The organism is Rhodococcus sp. NJ-530 (genome assembly GCF_003860625.1).
Taxonomy (GTDB): Bacteria; Actinomycetota; Actinomycetes; order Mycobacteriales; family Mycobacteriaceae; genus Rhodococcus_F; species Rhodococcus_F qingshengii.
Window position 1 is genome coordinate 3,567,651 of the sequence record NZ_CP034152.1, and the last position, 13,988, is coordinate 3,581,638.

Annotated in this window: 16 protein-coding genes; 3 read left to right on the forward strand and 13 right to left on the reverse strand. The window is 63.8% G+C overall.

Annotation, left to right across the window (positions count from 1 at the left end):
- Positions 1-1,482: an NAD(P)/FAD-dependent oxidoreductase gene (locus EHW12_RS16580; RefSeq protein WP_125051200.1), complete on the reverse strand. Its 1,482-nt coding sequence runs from the start codon at positions 1,480-1,482 to the stop codon at positions 1-3.
- A 104-nt stretch (positions 1,483-1,586) separates the two neighbouring features.
- Here EHW12_RS16580 and EHW12_RS35300 point away from each other — a divergent pair, with 104 nt between their 5' ends.
- Both EHW12_RS35300 and EHW12_RS35305 read left to right on the forward strand, forming a co-directional pair.
- A complete protein-coding gene (locus EHW12_RS35300) occupies positions 1,587-1,958 on the forward strand; it encodes a helix-turn-helix domain-containing protein (RefSeq protein ID WP_241199177.1) in 372 nt (123 codons plus the stop codon).
- An 8-nt stretch (positions 1,959-1,966) separates the two neighbouring features.
- A complete protein-coding gene (locus tag EHW12_RS35305) occupies positions 1,967-2,203 on the forward strand; it encodes a hypothetical protein (protein ID WP_241198985.1) in 237 nt (78 codons plus the stop codon).
- On the opposite strand, the gene hisF is transcribed toward EHW12_RS35305, so the two are convergent.
- From hisF to EHW12_RS35315, 12 genes are all read right to left on the reverse strand, one after another.
- A complete protein-coding gene (hisF, locus tag EHW12_RS16590; protein ID WP_003942380.1) occupies positions 2,200-2,973 on the reverse strand; it encodes an imidazole glycerol phosphate synthase subunit HisF in 774 nt (257 codons plus the stop codon). The two genes, EHW12_RS35305 and hisF, sit on opposite strands and share 4 nt — an antisense overlap.
- Positions 2,970-3,803, reverse strand: a complete 834-nt coding sequence (locus tag EHW12_RS16595) for an inositol monophosphatase family protein (protein WP_003942414.1) — start codon at positions 3,801-3,803, stop codon at positions 2,970-2,972. The genes hisF and EHW12_RS16595 overlap by 4 nt, the downstream gene beginning before the upstream one ends.
- A 9-nt stretch (positions 3,804-3,812) precedes the next feature.
- Positions 3,813-4,547: a bifunctional 1-(5-phosphoribosyl)-5-((5-phosphoribosylamino)methylideneamino)imidazole-4-carboxamide isomerase/phosphoribosylanthranilate isomerase PriA gene (gene priA / locus EHW12_RS16600; protein WP_003942371.1), complete on the reverse strand. Its 735-nt coding sequence runs from the start codon at positions 4,545-4,547 to the stop codon at positions 3,813-3,815.
- A 19-nt stretch (positions 4,548-4,566) separates the two neighbouring features.
- Complete coding sequence (locus EHW12_RS16605) at positions 4,567-4,818, reverse strand: hypothetical protein (RefSeq protein ID WP_042449550.1); 252 nt, start codon at positions 4,816-4,818, stop codon at positions 4,567-4,569.
- Positions 4,815-5,450: an imidazole glycerol phosphate synthase subunit HisH gene (gene hisH, locus EHW12_RS16610; protein WP_003942389.1), complete on the reverse strand. Its 636-nt coding sequence runs from the start codon at positions 5,448-5,450 to the stop codon at positions 4,815-4,817. The genes EHW12_RS16605 and hisH overlap by 4 nt, the downstream gene beginning before the upstream one ends.
- A gap of 9 nt (positions 5,451-5,459) precedes the next feature.
- The gene (locus EHW12_RS16615; RefSeq protein WP_125052614.1) at positions 5,460-6,581 is read right to left on the reverse strand and encodes an MFS transporter; all 1,122 of its coding nucleotides are present in this window, start codon (positions 6,579-6,581) and stop codon (positions 5,460-5,462) included.
- A gap of 92 nt (positions 6,582-6,673) precedes the next feature.
- Positions 6,674-6,823 carry a hypothetical protein gene (locus tag EHW12_RS34630; protein ID WP_007732248.1) on the reverse strand — a complete coding sequence of 50 codons (150 nt, stop codon included), beginning with the start codon at positions 6,821-6,823 and terminating at the stop codon, positions 6,674-6,676.
- Positions 6,820-7,434 carry an imidazoleglycerol-phosphate dehydratase HisB gene (hisB, locus tag EHW12_RS16620; RefSeq protein ID WP_125051202.1) on the reverse strand — a complete coding sequence of 205 codons (615 nt, stop codon included), beginning with the start codon at positions 7,432-7,434 and terminating at the stop codon, positions 6,820-6,822. The genes EHW12_RS34630 and hisB overlap by 4 nt, the downstream gene beginning before the upstream one ends.
- The gene (locus EHW12_RS16625; protein WP_042449556.1) at positions 7,431-8,573 is read right to left on the reverse strand and encodes a histidinol-phosphate transaminase; all 1,143 of its coding nucleotides are present in this window, start codon (positions 8,571-8,573) and stop codon (positions 7,431-7,433) included. The genes hisB and EHW12_RS16625 overlap by 4 nt, the downstream gene beginning before the upstream one ends.
- The gene (gene hisD / locus EHW12_RS16630) at positions 8,570-9,892 is read right to left on the reverse strand and encodes a histidinol dehydrogenase (RefSeq protein WP_007732254.1); all 1,323 of its coding nucleotides are present in this window, start codon (positions 9,890-9,892) and stop codon (positions 8,570-8,572) included. The genes EHW12_RS16625 and hisD overlap by 4 nt, the downstream gene beginning before the upstream one ends.
- 153 nt (positions 9,893-10,045) lie before the next feature.
- Positions 10,046-10,195, reverse strand: coding sequence for a hypothetical protein (locus EHW12_RS35310; RefSeq protein ID WP_241198986.1), 150 nt, complete (start codon positions 10,193-10,195; stop codon positions 10,046-10,048).
- Complete coding sequence (locus tag EHW12_RS35315; RefSeq protein ID WP_241198987.1) at positions 10,192-10,527, reverse strand: hypothetical protein; 336 nt, start codon at positions 10,525-10,527, stop codon at positions 10,192-10,194. Before EHW12_RS35315 ends, EHW12_RS35310 begins: the two co-directional genes overlap by 4 nt.
- A 132-nt stretch (positions 10,528-10,659) precedes the next feature.
- Between EHW12_RS35315 and EHW12_RS16640 the strand changes: the two genes are divergently transcribed.
- Positions 10,660-13,914 (forward strand): arabinosyltransferase domain-containing protein, encoded by a 3,255-nt coding sequence (locus tag EHW12_RS16640; RefSeq protein ID WP_125052616.1) that lies wholly within the window; start codon positions 10,660-10,662, stop codon positions 13,912-13,914.
- Positions 13,915-13,988: the final 74 nt, after the last annotated feature.

A 13,988-nucleotide genomic window follows, 5' to 3' on the forward strand; every position in this document is an offset into this window, starting at 1 on the left:
CTAGACGATCGAATAGTCCTCGAGCGGAAAGCGTTTCGCTTCGACGAACGCATTCCGTGTCGACGTGGGCCGCAGAATCGCAGCCTCGCCGTGCTGATTGAAGTAATAGCTTCGTGCAGTCTGGCAACTACCGCCGTAGAAGACAGAGTCCGCCAGGTTCTCGGTCATCCGGTCGAGAAACTCGGCGTTGGCAGTTTCGGTGACCTCGAATGTTTCGGCGCCGCGCCGTTTCACCTCGCCGAACAGTCGATCCATGTGCTGCATCTGGGATTCGATCGTCGTGAAGTAGGACAACCCGCTGTACGAGTACGGACTGGCGAGCGTGAGGAAATTGGGGAAATACGGAACCGCGACCCCTTCGTAGGCCTGGAAACGGTTGTCGCGCCACCACTTACCGAGGTTTCGTCCCTCGCGACCGATAACCTCGATGGCTGGAAAATTCACATCCCAGAGGTTGAATCCCGTTGCCAGCACCAAGGTGTCGATCTCGGTCTTGCGACCGTCGGCGGTGACGATTCCGTCGGCAGCGATGTGGTCGATCGGCGTCGTTTCGAGATGCACGTTGTCCTTGGTGAACGTACGGAAGTAGCTGTTGGAAAATGTGGGACGCTTGCACCCGAAGTCGTAGTCCGGTGTGAGTTGTTTGCGAAGGCTGGCGTCGCTGACCTGGGACCGCAGAAACGCACGTGATGCGGCCGCCGCACCCTTGTTCAACAGTTTGACCTGCTTGTAGTGCAGGACCGCGCTGACCATGATTATTTCTAGGATCGACGAACTGACAGCGCGCGCGATTCGCTGGGTGAGCGGAATACGCGAGAACAGCTTCTGCACTGCATTCGGAATGGGGACGTCGATCTTGGGAACCACCCAGATCGGCGTGCGCTGGTAGACGGTCAACTCTGCGGCCTGCCGCGCCACCTCGGGGATCAACTGCACAGCGGTGGCGCCGGTTCCGATGATTGCGGTCTTGGTGCCGGACAGATCGTAGGAATCGTCCCAGGCCGTGGTGTGGATGATCTTGCCGGCAAAGTCGTCGATACCGGAGATGTCGGGCCGATGCGGTTGCGAGAGGAAACCCGTCGCAGTCAGGAGGTACTTGGCAGTGATATCCGGCGCGGCTTCGACGGATACGACCCAGTGCGAGGAATCCTCGTCCCAGCGGGCTCCGTTGACCACGGCACCGAACGTCATGTGCTTCCGCAGATCGTACTTGTCCGCGACGTGATCGGCGTACTTCTTCAGTTCCGCGCCCGGTGCGAAAAGCCTGGACCAGTTCGGATTGGGCTCGAACGAATACGAGTAGGTGACCGACGCGATGTCGACAGCCAGACCGGGATAGCGGTTGACGTGCCAGGTTCCACCCAGATCGTCCTCGCGCTCGAGGATCGCCAGGTTGTTCAGGCCCAGCCGCTTGAGTTGAATGGCCGCACCCATTCCGCCGAAGCCCGCCCCCACTACTACTGCGTCGTACTGCACTGCCATCGGAGAATCCCTCTCGTGAACTGCACATCAGAAAAACTGCACATCAGAAACTGACACGTCATTCCGTTATTGAGAACGGTATCATTCCTGATGTGACGAAGGCCATGACCAGAGCGGAACGAAAAAAGGCGGAATTGCGCCGCGAGATCATCGACGCATCATTCGAGTGCTTCGCCCAGCGCGGCTATCACGCAACCGGAATTGCCGACATCGCAACAACTCTCGGAATCGGCCATGGACCTTCTACCGGTACTTCGAGAACAAGCGCGACATCATCGATCACGTCATCGACGACCTCGTCGCAAAGATCATCAGCGCACTGGCCACCGAGAATGCTCCCGACGCCGCCAGCACACTGGACGAGTACCGCGCCCAGGTGGGACGGATCGCCGAGGCGCTCCCCCGCATCTTCTTCGACGACCCCCGCATCCCGCGGGTTCTGCTGTTCGAGACGACGGGCGTCGACGCCGATCTGACGGGCCGGATGCTCGATCTACTCGACCAGTCGGCATCGTTGACCGCGGCGTACCTGCACCACGGAGTCGAATGCGGCTATCTACGCGCCGACCTCGATGTCGACAACACTGCCCACGCCGTCAACGGCATGATGCTGGCAAGTGCGATTCAAGGATTGCGAGCCGGTTCGTCCGTCGACTGCACGGCGTTGAACCAAGCCATCAGCCGCCTCATGTTCGACGGAATCCGCGCCGAGAACGCCTAGCGAACGACGATCCCCTCGGCACGCATCGCATCCTTGACCTCCGGGATGCTCAGATCGCCGAAGTGGAAGACACTTGCTGCGAGAACTGCGTCTGCGCCCGCTTCGACAGCCGGGGCGAAGTGCTCGACCAGGCCGGCACCGCCACTGGCGATCACCGGTACGTGGACCGCTGCACGGACAGCGCGGATCATCAGAAGGTCGAAGCCGGCCTTGGTGCCGTCGGCATCCATCGAGTTGAGCAGGATCTCCCCCACTCCCAACTCTGCACCACGCTCGGCCCACTCGACAGCGTCGATCCCGGTGCCGCGCTTGCCCCCGTGCGTGGTGACCTCCCACCCCGACGGTGTGTCCGGCTGCCCTTGGGGAACGGTGCGGGCATCGACCGAGAGGACGATGCACTGCGAGCCGAATCGCTCACTCAGTTCCTTCAGCAGTTCCGGGCGCGCAATCGCCGCGGTGTTGACGCTGACCTTGTCGGCACCGGCACGCAGCAGACGATCGACATCCGCGACCGTGCGCACTCCACCGCCAACGGTCAGAGGAATGAAAACCTGCTCGGCAGTGCGACTTACGACGTCGAGCATCGTGCCGCGATCCGACGTGGAGGCGGTCACGTCCAGGAAGGTCAGTTCGTCGGCGCCCTGAGCGTCGTACGCTGCCGCGAGTTCCACCGGATCTCCGGCGTCGCGAAGATTCTCGAAATTGACACCCTTGACCACTCGCCCGGCGTCGACGTCGAGGCACGGAATCACACGAACTGCGAGGGTCATGACTGTGGTCCTCCTGAGGACGAAGCGCGCGGATCACCGAGCGCGTTGAGGATATCGAGAATCTCACCGTGGATGCCCGGAGCGGCAGCGAGCACCGACTCCGATTCTACGGTCCACGGGCGGCCGGCCAGGTCGGTGACCACCCCGCCCGCACCGCGAACGAGCGCGACCCCGGCCGCGTTGTCCCACGCGTTGCGGCCGTAGACGATCGCACCGCCCAGGATGCCGGCCGCGGTGAAGGCCAGATCGACTCCGGTTGAACCGTGAATCCGGATCCGCGAGGACACCTTGCTGATCTCGGCGAGGAGGTCGAGACGGAAACTGCCGGGGATCCGCCCTCGACTGTTGACGTTGAGCGCACCCAAGCCGACGATCGACGACGCCAGATCGGTTGGCTCCAGCGGCGGTACGGCGATTCCATTGACCAACAACGGACCGCCGGCGCGAGTCGCGTACGTGTGACCGATCAATGGAAGCCAGGTCAATCCGAGCACCGGGACACCGTCGTCGAGAAGCGCCAACAACGTTCCGGCAGTGGGCAATCCGGCCGAGTAGTTGAAAGTACCGTCAACGGGGTCGAGAACCCAGACGAGCCCGGAACCGACGTCGGGACCGCCGAATTCCTCGCCGTGCACCTCGATGCCGGTCTGCTCGAACAACTCCGCGGTCAACCGCTTCTCGAGCGCAAGATCGACCTCGGTGGCAAAATCACCCCAGCCCTTGCGGACCGCACTCGGGGCGCCGACACCGGAGACGAACTGATCGTGGACGCCGTCGAGAAGCCGACCCGCAATCGCGAGAAGTTCGTCGAGGTCACGCGTCGGAGTCATCTGGAAAATCTATCCGGAAACTGCTGCCAGTGCTTCGGGGAGAGTGAAGCGACCGGCATACAATGCCTTGCCCACGATCGCGCCCTCGACACCCTGATCAACCAGGCTGGAAATGGCGAGTAGATCCTCGATGGTCGACACACCACCGGAGGCGACGACGTGCGCGTCGGTGACCGCGCACACCTGGCTGAGAAGTTCGAGATTGGGACCGGTGAGTGTGCCGTCCTTGGAGACGTCGGTGACGACGTAACGAGTGCAGCCGTCACGGTCCAGACGCGCGAGGGTCTCCCACAGATCGCCGCCGTCGGTGACCCAGCCGCGACCACGGGTGCGGTACTGACCGTCGACGAGACGAACATCGAGGCCGACAGCGATCTTGTCGCCGTACTTGGCCAATGCACGCGCACACCACTCGGGATCTTCGATAGCGGCAGTACCGAGATTCACGCGAGCACAGCCGGTGGCCAGTGCGGCTTCCAGGGAAGCGTCGTCGCGGATCCCACCGGACAGTTCCACCTTGACCGTCAGGTCGCCGATGACGCCGGCCAACAGTTCACTGTTGGACCCACGCCCGAAAGCAGCGTCGAGGTCGACAAGATGCACCCATTCGGCACCGTCGTTCTGCCACGCAAGAGCAGCGTCGCGGGGCGACCCGTAACCGGTCTCACTTCCCGCCTCTCCTTGCACGAGGCGAACAGCTTCACCGTTGACGACATCTACAGCAGGCAAAAGGACCAGGCTCACGTGCGGTAACCCTAGTAGGTCAGGACCTCGAACCGTCTTCCGGGTCACCGAACGCTTTTCGGGTCATCCGCTTGGATACGACGCCCATTGCCGCAATCGCAGCGACGACCCCCACGAGACCGATCACGAGGCCGACGCCCGGCGATGGTTTGAGAACAACGATGACGACGGTTGCGACCGCCAGCGCAGCCACAGCGGCGCCGAGCGAGAACAACGCCAGACGGGCGAGGGAGAAATCGTCACCGCGGTTCGGTCCGGATCCCCCGGTCACAAACTCTGCACCCAGTTGCTCAGCAACTCGGCGCCTGCGTCACCGGATTTCTCGGGGTGGAACTGCGTTGCCGACAACGCACCGTTCTCGACGGCAGCGAGGAACTTTCCGCCGTGATCGGCCCATGTCAGCTTCGGGGGTGCAATGTGCTCGGACGGCGCGAGCTCCCAACTCTGCACACCGTAGGAGTGGACGAAGTAGAAGCGGGTATCGGCGTCTATGCCCTTGAACAGGGTGCTGGACTCCGGCGCCTCCACGGTGTTCCAGCCCATGTGCGGCAGGACCTCTGCTTGGAGCCTCTCGACGGTGCCGGGCCATTCGCCACAGCCCTCCGCCTCGACACCGAATTCGACTCCCCGGTCGAACAAAATCTGCATGCCGACGCAGATGCCCAGCACCGGTCGGCCACCGGCCAGGCGTCTGCCGATGATTCGGTCACCCTGCACTGCACGCAGACCTTCCATGCAGGCCGCGAACGCGCCGACGCCGGGCACCACGAGACCGTCGGCCGCCAGTGCAACCTTCATGTCGTTGGTCACCTCCACCTGCGCCCCGGTGCGCGCCAGTGCGCGAGTAGCCGAATGCAGGTTGCCGGAGCCGTAATCGAGTACAGCAATCGTGGAAGCGCTCATGCCCCAACTCTATCGGGCAACCCTGCTGCCGATCACTTTGCCGCCTGCGGCCAGTGCCGGGAGCAGAGCGACAACGACCGCAGAGACCGCGAAGACCCACGCATAGCCGGCAGTCGTGGCCACGAATCCCAACGCCAGTGCACCGATTCCGGTGCCGGCGTCGTAGCCGATGTTCCAGATCGCGCTGGCGGATCCGAGTTGCCTCGGGCCGGCAGCCTGAAACGCCATGACCAAGGATTCGTTCTGCACCGCCCCGAACCCGAGCCCGAAAAGGACCGCCGCGCAGAACAAGACCGGCGTCGACCCGCCGTCGACGTTGATCGCGAACAGCACCAATCCGATGGTCGACGACGCCAATGCCGGCGCGAGTGTCCGACCACTGCCGAGACGATCGGCGATCAGTCCCGCCGAGTACCGGCCGACCAACATCGACCCACTGGCGGTCGCCAACACAACTCCAGCAACGGCCGCACGCTCCGAGATTGCGATCGGCAGTAGAGACGACAATCCGCCGAACGAGGCGGACACACACGCCAGAGCGAGCACCGGAACCAAGACGGCGAACACACTCAGTCGAACGGATTCCCCGGTCGGCTGGGCGAAGATCTTCGGCAACCCGGCAATGGCCACCAGCGCGAGCGCCGGGATCAGCGCACCGAGAACGAACACCGGTATTGCCGACCACCGTTCCATGATCGCAAGCCCCAGCGGAAGCCCCGCCATTTGTGACGCTGCGATCGCGATTCCCTGGGCACCGGTGGCACGGCCCAGAATTCGTTTGGGCGCCAACTCGGCCACGAGCGCGCTGCCGGCGACCGTCAGCATGCCGAAACCGATTCCTCGCACCGCGGAAACCGCCAGGACGGGGCCGGCGTCGGCCGAGATCAACAGCACCAACGACGGTGGACCGAGGAGCAGACACCCGACCGCCAGCACGCGCCGGTAGCCCTGCGTCCGCAACAACCGAGGCACGAGCAGTTGCGTCAAGACCGTGGCCGCCATGAAGACACCGGTCACCGATCCGGCAAGCGCATCCGATCCGCCGGACTGCGCAACCAGCAACGGCACCACCGGCAACAGCAACGACCAGCCACCGAAAGCTGCTGCCGCCATGATCAGGACACCGATCATGCCCGGAGTGCGAAGCAACCCCGGCGATGGAGCAGGATCTTGCGTCTCAGACACAGTCACTTTTCGCGTCTCAGACGCAGTCACTTTTCGCGTCACAGACGCAGTGCGCCCGCTACCGCCGCCAGAACCGCCAACGCCAGAAGGATTCCCGACGCAAGCTTGTTGACCTTGAACATCGAGTAGGCGCCGCCCACGGCAATACCCGCGCCGATGAACAGCAGATAGGTGAAGAGGACGCTCACAGTGTGCCCTTCGTCGACGGCACGCCACTCACGCGCGGATCCGGCTCGACCGCCTCACGCAGAGCGCGCGCAACGGCCTTGTACTCGGCTTCGGTGATGTGATGCTGATCGCGGCCGTACAGAACCCGAACGTGCAGTGCGATACGTGCATTCAATGCGATCGACTCGAACACGTGGCGGTTGATCACCGCGTGATACGGAACGCCCGGGTACCCGCCGATGACGGAATGCACCATGTAGTCGGGCTCCCCGGTCTGCACGCAGTAAGGGCGACCGGAGACGTCGACCGACGCGTGCGCCAGCGTTTCGTCCATCGGGATGAAAGCGTCGCCGAAACGACGGATGCCCTTCTTGTCGCCGAGAGCCTGGCCGAGCGCCTGGCCGAAAACGATCGCGGTGTCCTCGACGGTGTGGTGAGCGTCGATCTCGACGTCGCCCTTCGCCTTGACGTCGAGATCGAAGCTGGCGTGAGTACCCAACGCGTTGAGCATGTGGTCGAAGAACGGAACGCCGGTGGAGACGTCGACGATGCCGGTCCCGTCCAGATTCAGTTCGACGACGATGCTTGATTCCCGAGTTGTTCGTTCGATCCGCGCGATGCGATCGCTCATGCCGTCTCTCCTGAATTCGTGTCGACCAGCTGGGTGCCTGCGATTTCGTCACTGGCCTTGATGAACGCGTCGTTCTCGGCTTCGAGTCCCACGGTGGCCCGCAGGTATCCGGGGATGCCGATGTCGCGGATGAGAACCCCGCGGTCGAGGTATTCCTTCCACGCCTGTGCACTGTCGGTGAACTGTCCGAACAAGATGAAGTTCGCGTCACTGGGAATCACTCGGAAACCGGTGTCCGCCAGCGCCTTCGACACGCGATCGCGCTCGGCGGACAAGGCGTGCACACTGCCGAGGGTCTCGTCGGCGTGACGCAGGGCGGCACGTGCCGCCGCCTGCGTGACCACCGAGAGGTGATAAGGCAAGCGCACCAATAACAGTGCGTCGATGAACGCGGGAGCGGCGGCGAGGTAGCCGAGTCGGCCACCGGCAAACGCGAAAGCCTTGCTCATGGTGCGGGTCACAACCAGCTTGGCCGGGAACTCGTCGATCAGCGTCATCGCGCTCGGGGCAGCGGAGAACTCCGCGTACGCCTCGTCCACGATCACGATGCCCGGCGCCACATCGAGGATGCGTCGCAGTTCTGCAATGCCGACGCTGTGTCCGGTCGGGTTGTTGGGGCTGGTCACGAACACGACGTCGGGTCGACGTTCCGCGATCACGGTGACGGCAGCATCCACGTCGAGTGCGAAGTCGTCCCGACGGAAGACCTCGACCCACTCGGTATCGGTACCGTCGGCGATGATCGGGTGCATCGAGTACGAAGGCACAAAACCCATCGCGCTACGTCCCGGACCTGCGAACGCCTGAAGAAGTTGCTGCAGAATCTCGTTCGATCCGTTTGCCGCCCACAGATTGTCGACGGTGACCGGTACACCTGTCTGCTTCGCCAGGTACGCCGCCAGATCCGTCCGCAACGCCACAGCGTCACGGTCGGGGTAGCGGTGCAGTTCCTTCGCGGCTTCGCGCACGGATTCGGCCACATCGTCGATGAGCGCCTGGGTCGGCGGATGCGGGTTCTCGTTCGTGTTGAGCTGAACCGGAACCGTCAACTGCGGTGCGCCGTACGCCGACTTTCCACGCAGGTTCTCGCGAATCGGAAGGGCGTCGACCGAAATCGACTCTCCAGGAGCACTACTCATCGCAGAGCCTCGAATCGCAGACGCACAGCCTCGCCGTGAGCCGGCAGATCCTCCGCATTGGCGAGCGTGATGACGTGTCCGGCAACGTCTTTCAGTGCAGACTCGGAGTAGTCGATCACGTGGATTCCACGAAGGAACGTCTGCACACTCAGACCGGAGGAGTGGCGTGCACACCCGGCCGTCGGCAGAACGTGGTTGGAGCCGGCGCAGTAGTCGCCGAGACTGACCGGCGCCCACGGGCCGACGAACACGGCACCAGCGCTGGTGACCTGAGCTGCCACCCCGGTTGCATCCTCGGTCTGGATCTCGAGGTGCTCTGCCGCATACGCATTGACGACGCGCAGACCAGCGGAAACATCAGAAACGAGCACCGTGCCCGACTGGCTACCGGTCAGTGCCGTGGTGACGCGCTCGCGATGCTTGGTGATCTCGAGCTGCGCAGCCAGAGCCTTGTCGACCGCGTCGGCCAAGTCGACGCTGGTCGTGACAAGAACGCTGGCGGCCATCACGTCGTGCTCGGCCTGGCTGATGAGATCGGCGGCAACGTGGACCGGGTCAGCGGTGTGGTCGGCGAGGATCGCGATCTCGGTGGGACCGGCTTCCGCGTCGATGCCGACCAGTCCGCGGCACAGACGCTTGGCGGCAGTGACGTAGATGTTGCCGGGACCGGTGATGAGGTCGACCGGAACAAGCTCGGTTCCATCGGTGTCGGTTCCGCCGTAGGTAAGGAGGGCGACGCCCTGCCCGCCGCCGACGGCCCACACCTCGTCGACGCCGAGCATGGCTGCTGCGGCAAGGATGGTCGGGTGCGGCAATCCGCCGAAGTCGGCTTGGGGCGGCGAGGCGACAACAAGTGATCCGACGCCGGCCGTCTGAGCCGGCACGACGTTCATGACAACGCTGGACGGGTACACGGCATTGCCGCCGGGCACGTACAGCCCGACGCGCTCGACCGGAACCCAACGCTCGGTGACCGTGCCACCCGGAACGACCTCGGTGACGGTGTCCTTGCGACGCTGATCGGCGTGCACCTTGCGGGTGCGCTCGATCGCAACCTCGAGGGCTTCCTTGACTGCGGGGTCGAGTTCACGAAGTGCGCGCTCGAGCTCGGCCGCGGGTACACGAACCGAAGCCGGACGAACGCCGTCGAACTTCTCGCCGAATTCGAGGGCGGCTTCTGCCCCGCGATCACGGACGGCTTCGACCATCGGGCGAACCTGATGCAGTACCGCGTCCACATCCACTCCACCTCGGGGAAGCGCGGCGCGAAGTTCGGCCGTGGATGGGGTACGACCACGCAGGTCGGTGCGGGCAAGCATGAGAGTTCCTCTCGTACGCAAACGGGGTGCCTGTGCAAGCGGCAGCAAACCGGTCCGGCATCACAGGCCCTGAACAGCGCGCCTGAAACACAGAACTTATGTCAATTATCCAGGATAGGCGCACCCCGTTTTTCACCGGTCCACCTGCAACGCTCACTGCAGGTCCGGCGCCCGCCGCCGGGCGAGTTCGATCAGCTCGTCCCTTCGAGGTGTTGCCACCGAGATTTCACGGCCGTCATGCAGACGAAAGCGGACGCCGTCGCCGGGAGATGCGAGAATTACCCGCATACCTGGGCCGGTCATTCGATAACCGATTCCGGAGCCCATCCCGATATGTACTGCAGTGGCAGACACAACTTCGTCCCACCGAAATACCTGACGCAGCCCGGAGACAGCGCGATCGACACTCGTTCGACGTCTGTGGTGATGATCACGCGCACCTTCCACATGTACGCGGCCAACCCGAAGGACAGGACCGCGGACAACACGGCGCCGACGTAGCCCGCCGAGTCGCGATCCACGATTGCCGCGAACCCGCAGACAATTACCAGGACAATTCCGAGGACGACGCACAATGCGACCGCCGACCGCCGCAGTAGTGGGCTCAGGGGAATGGACTCGTGAAATTCGCGCACAGCACCCCCGCCTCGATCGCCGACAACCCCACCCCGAGGAATGACACCGGGAACACGACCATCCCATTACTCGCGCTTTTATAACAAACACGTCACGCACAGCTAGGGTCCAAAGTCGTGACAGACAGTGACGTGGCCACGACCGCACCTCCGGCCTTGCCGACCCCTCAGCGATCCAGCGGACCGAACCGAGCACGGATCGTTGCGATTGTCGCATCGATCCTCGGCATAGTTTTGTGCGGATCAGTGCCGTTCCTGCCGATCGAGCAGGACACCGCCGCCGTCAACTGGCCGCAGGCCGGGTCGACGACAAGCGTCGAGGCGCCATTGGTCTCGTACACACCGTTGCGCATGGAGGCATCGATTCCGTGCGCGTCGATCAGTGAGTTGGCTGCCACCGGCGGAACGCTCGTCTCGACTGCTCCCCCGGGTGCCGCCGATGCGCGCCGCTACGGATTTGTTGCCACTGTCTCCCCCGAATCCTCCGACGCTCCCGCTCGGGTCGACGTTGTCCTACGCGATCGAGTGTTGCTCTCGACACCCGTCGCTGATCTGCCGAGTGGATGCGCACTCAGGCTCGCCGCCGAGCCGACCCGAACCACCTTCAGTGCCACCGGTTCCGAACCGCGCGTCATCGAGGGCGACAGCCGGCCACAGGTAGTCGGCGTCTTCAGCGACCTCGATTCGGCGGCAGCCGGTTTGAACGTCTCGATCGAGGCGGACTCTCGCTTCACGTCGAGCCCGTCGGTGATCAAGACTCTCGCCATGATTCTCGGGGCACTCACGGCTCTCGTGTCCCTCTTCGCGCTGCACCGCCTCGACAACCGCGACGGCCGGGGCACACGCAAATTTCTGCCCGCCCGATGGTGGAAGTTCACCGTCCTCGACGGGGTCGTCGTCGGAACTCTGGTGCTGTGGCACTTCATCGGCGCTACCACCACCGACGACGGCTACCAGTTCACGATGGCAAGAGCCTCCGAGCAATCGGGCTACATGTCCAACTACTTCCGGTGGTTCGCGGTCCCCGAAACCCCGTTCGGAACGCCGTATTACAACATCCTCGGACTCCTGGCCCACGTCAGCACCGCAAGCCCCTGGGTCCGTCTGCCTGCTCTGTTGGCAGGCATCATCACCTGGCTCGTCATCAGCCGGGAGGTTGCGCCTCGGCTGGGCGCCTCCATTCGCGGAAATCGACTCGCCCTCTGGACCGGCGCGCTTGTCTTCCTCGCTTTCTGGCTTCCGTTCAACAACGGACTGCGCCCCGAACCGATCGTTGCCCTCGGCGTGCTGCTGACCTGGTGCTCGATCGAACGCGCCGTCGCGACGAGACGACTTCTGCCGGTCGCAGTCGCGATCCTGATCGCCGGATTCACCTTGACTGCCGGCCCTTCCGGCCTCATCTGCTTTGCCGCACTCATCGCCGGAATACGCCCGATCATGCGCATCATCATCGAACGTGCGCGCACCACCGGTTACGTCGCGGCTGTCGGGCCACTGCTAGCTGCCGGACTCTCGATTCTCATCCCCGCGTTCGGCGATCAAAGTCTGGCCGCCGTCATCGAGATGCAACGCGTGCACTCGATCTCACCGAATCAGCCCTGGTTCGACGAGTACCTCCGCTATCAGTACCTCTTCAACATCTCCGTCGACGGTTCCCTGACTCGCAGATTCGGTGTGTTCGTCATGGTTCTGTGCCTTGGCGTCTGCACCGCGATGATGCTGCGCAAGGGGGGCCGGATTCCCGGTTTGGCCGCCGGCCCGTCACGCCGCGTCGTGGGGCTGACGATCGGCGCACTGCCACTGCTGATGTTCTCGCCGACCAAGTGGACGCACCACTTCGGAATCTTTGCCGGACTCACCGCCGTTCTGGCGATGATGACGGCCGTCGCCGTGGGAACAAAACTCCTGCGCTCGCCGCGCAATCGGGCCCTCTTCGCGGCGGCCGTCCTGTTCCTCCTCGCGGTGGCATTCACCGGCAGCAACAGCTACTACTACGTGTCCAGCTACAGCGTTCCGTGGTGGGACAAGCCTGTGTCCATCAGCGGACTCGGCGCGAGCACCGTCCTCCTCGGGCTGACGGTGCTGATGCTCGGCGTCGCCGCGTGGTACTTCTTCCGTGAGCCGTACACCGCCGGGAAGGAACCGTCCGCGAAGCACGCTCGACTGCTTGCCATCTCGCCACTGACGATTGCCGCAGGTGCCATGGTCCTCTTCGAGGTGCTGTCCATGGCCAAGGGCGCGGTCACCCAGTACCCGGCCTATTCGGTGGGCCGTGCAAACGTCGACGCCGTTCTCGGCCAACACTGCGGACTCGCCAACGACGTTCTGCTCGAGACCGATCCGAACGCCTCGATGCTGACGCCCCTCTCGGGCAGCGTCGCCACAGGACTGTCCGCCGGTGGGGCTACGGGATTCGATCCGAACGGCGTCGCCTCCGACCTTCGAGCAGACAAGGAAGCCACGGCTACCGGCGGCGCGAACACCGTCGACACCTCCGAGGACACCGCCGGCAACTCGGCCGGAACCGGCGGTGGCGCCGGACAGACCGGAGTCAACGGCAGTTCGGTCGCGTTGCCGTTCGGTCTCGACCCGGCGACAACACCCGTCATGGGTAGTTACGGTCAGCCCTCCCCCGGCACTCTGACCAGTGACTGGTACCAACTCCCCGACGTGGGCGAGAACGCCACACGTGGCGACATCATCTCGATTGCCGCGGCTGGTCGTGTTCGGTCCGTCGACAAGGACGGAATCGTCACCTACGGCCAGAACGTCGAGGTCGAGTACGGCACAGCGCGTGGCGTCGACGATGCCGAAACAGACGCTGTCGAAACACTCGGAAAGATCGCGCCCCTCGACATCGGCCCGGCGCCGTCATGGCGGAACCTGCGTGTGCCGTTGGATCAGATTCCCGTCGAAGCCAACAGCATTCGACTGGTCGTCAGCGACTACGACAGCAAGCCCGACCAATGGGTGGCCGTCACCCCGCCGCGGGTTCCGAAGACCCAGAAGCTCAACGACGTCGTCGGTTCACAGGCGCCCGTCATGCTGGATTGGGCTGTCGGACTGGCATTCCCGTGCCAACGCCCCTTCGATCATCGGGTCGGTATCGCCGAGGTCCCCGAGTATCGGATCCTTCCCGACCATTCCGGCGCGCTCGTGACCAGTGCCTGGCAGGACCACTACGGTGGTGGACCGTTGGGGTGGATCGATCTGCTCCTGACCGCGCAGACCATTCCGTCGTATCTCGACAACGACTGGGCTCGCGACTGGGGTTCGATCGAGAAGTACACACCGATCGATCCGAGTGCAGTACCTGCCCAGGTCGACGAAACGACCGTTCAGCGCTCCGGGACGTGGAACCCGGGATCGATGACCATGGTTTTCTGAGCGGAATTTCTGAGCGGCTGGGTCACTGAGTGACACGGTCCAGCCGCGGGCGGATCGGACGAAACGCCTGCGAC

Excerpts from the sequence above, each read along its gene's own strand:
- EHW12_RS35310 (WP_241198986.1), bottom strand. The coding sequence starts at position 10,195 with ATGACCGGCCCAGGTATGCGGGTAATTCTCGCATCTCCCGGCGACGGC.
- EHW12_RS35305 (WP_241198985.1), top strand. The coding sequence starts at position 1,967 with ATGCTCGATCTACTCGACCAGTCGGCATCGTTGACCGCGGCGTACCTG.
- EHW12_RS16580 (WP_125051200.1), bottom strand. The coding sequence starts at position 1,482 with ATGGCAGTGCAGTACGACGCAGTAGTAGTGGGGGCGGGCTTCGGCGGA.
- EHW12_RS16595 (WP_003942414.1), bottom strand. The coding sequence starts at position 3,803 with ATGACTCCGACGCGTGACCTCGACGAACTTCTCGCGATTGCGGGTCGG.
- EHW12_RS16625 (WP_042449556.1), bottom strand. The coding sequence starts at position 8,573 with ATGAGTAGTGCTCCTGGAGAGTCGATTTCGGTCGACGCCCTTCCGATT.
- hisD (WP_007732254.1), bottom strand. The coding sequence starts at position 9,892 with ATGCTTGCCCGCACCGACCTGCGTGGTCGTACCCCATCCACGGCCGAA.
- EHW12_RS35300 (WP_241199177.1), top strand. The coding sequence starts at position 1,587 with ATGACCAGAGCGGAACGAAAAAAGGCGGAATTGCGCCGCGAGATCATC.
- EHW12_RS16615 (WP_125052614.1), bottom strand. The coding sequence starts at position 6,581 with ATGATCGGTGTCCTGATCATGGCGGCAGCAGCTTTCGGTGGCTGGTCG.
- hisF (WP_003942380.1), bottom strand. The coding sequence starts at position 2,973 with ATGACCCTCGCAGTTCGTGTGATTCCGTGCCTCGACGTCGACGCCGGG.
- hisB (WP_125051202.1), bottom strand. The coding sequence starts at position 7,434 with ATGAGCGATCGCATCGCGCGGATCGAACGAACAACTCGGGAATCAAGC.
- hisH (WP_003942389.1), bottom strand. The coding sequence starts at position 5,450 with ATGAGCGCTTCCACGATTGCTGTACTCGATTACGGCTCCGGCAACCTG.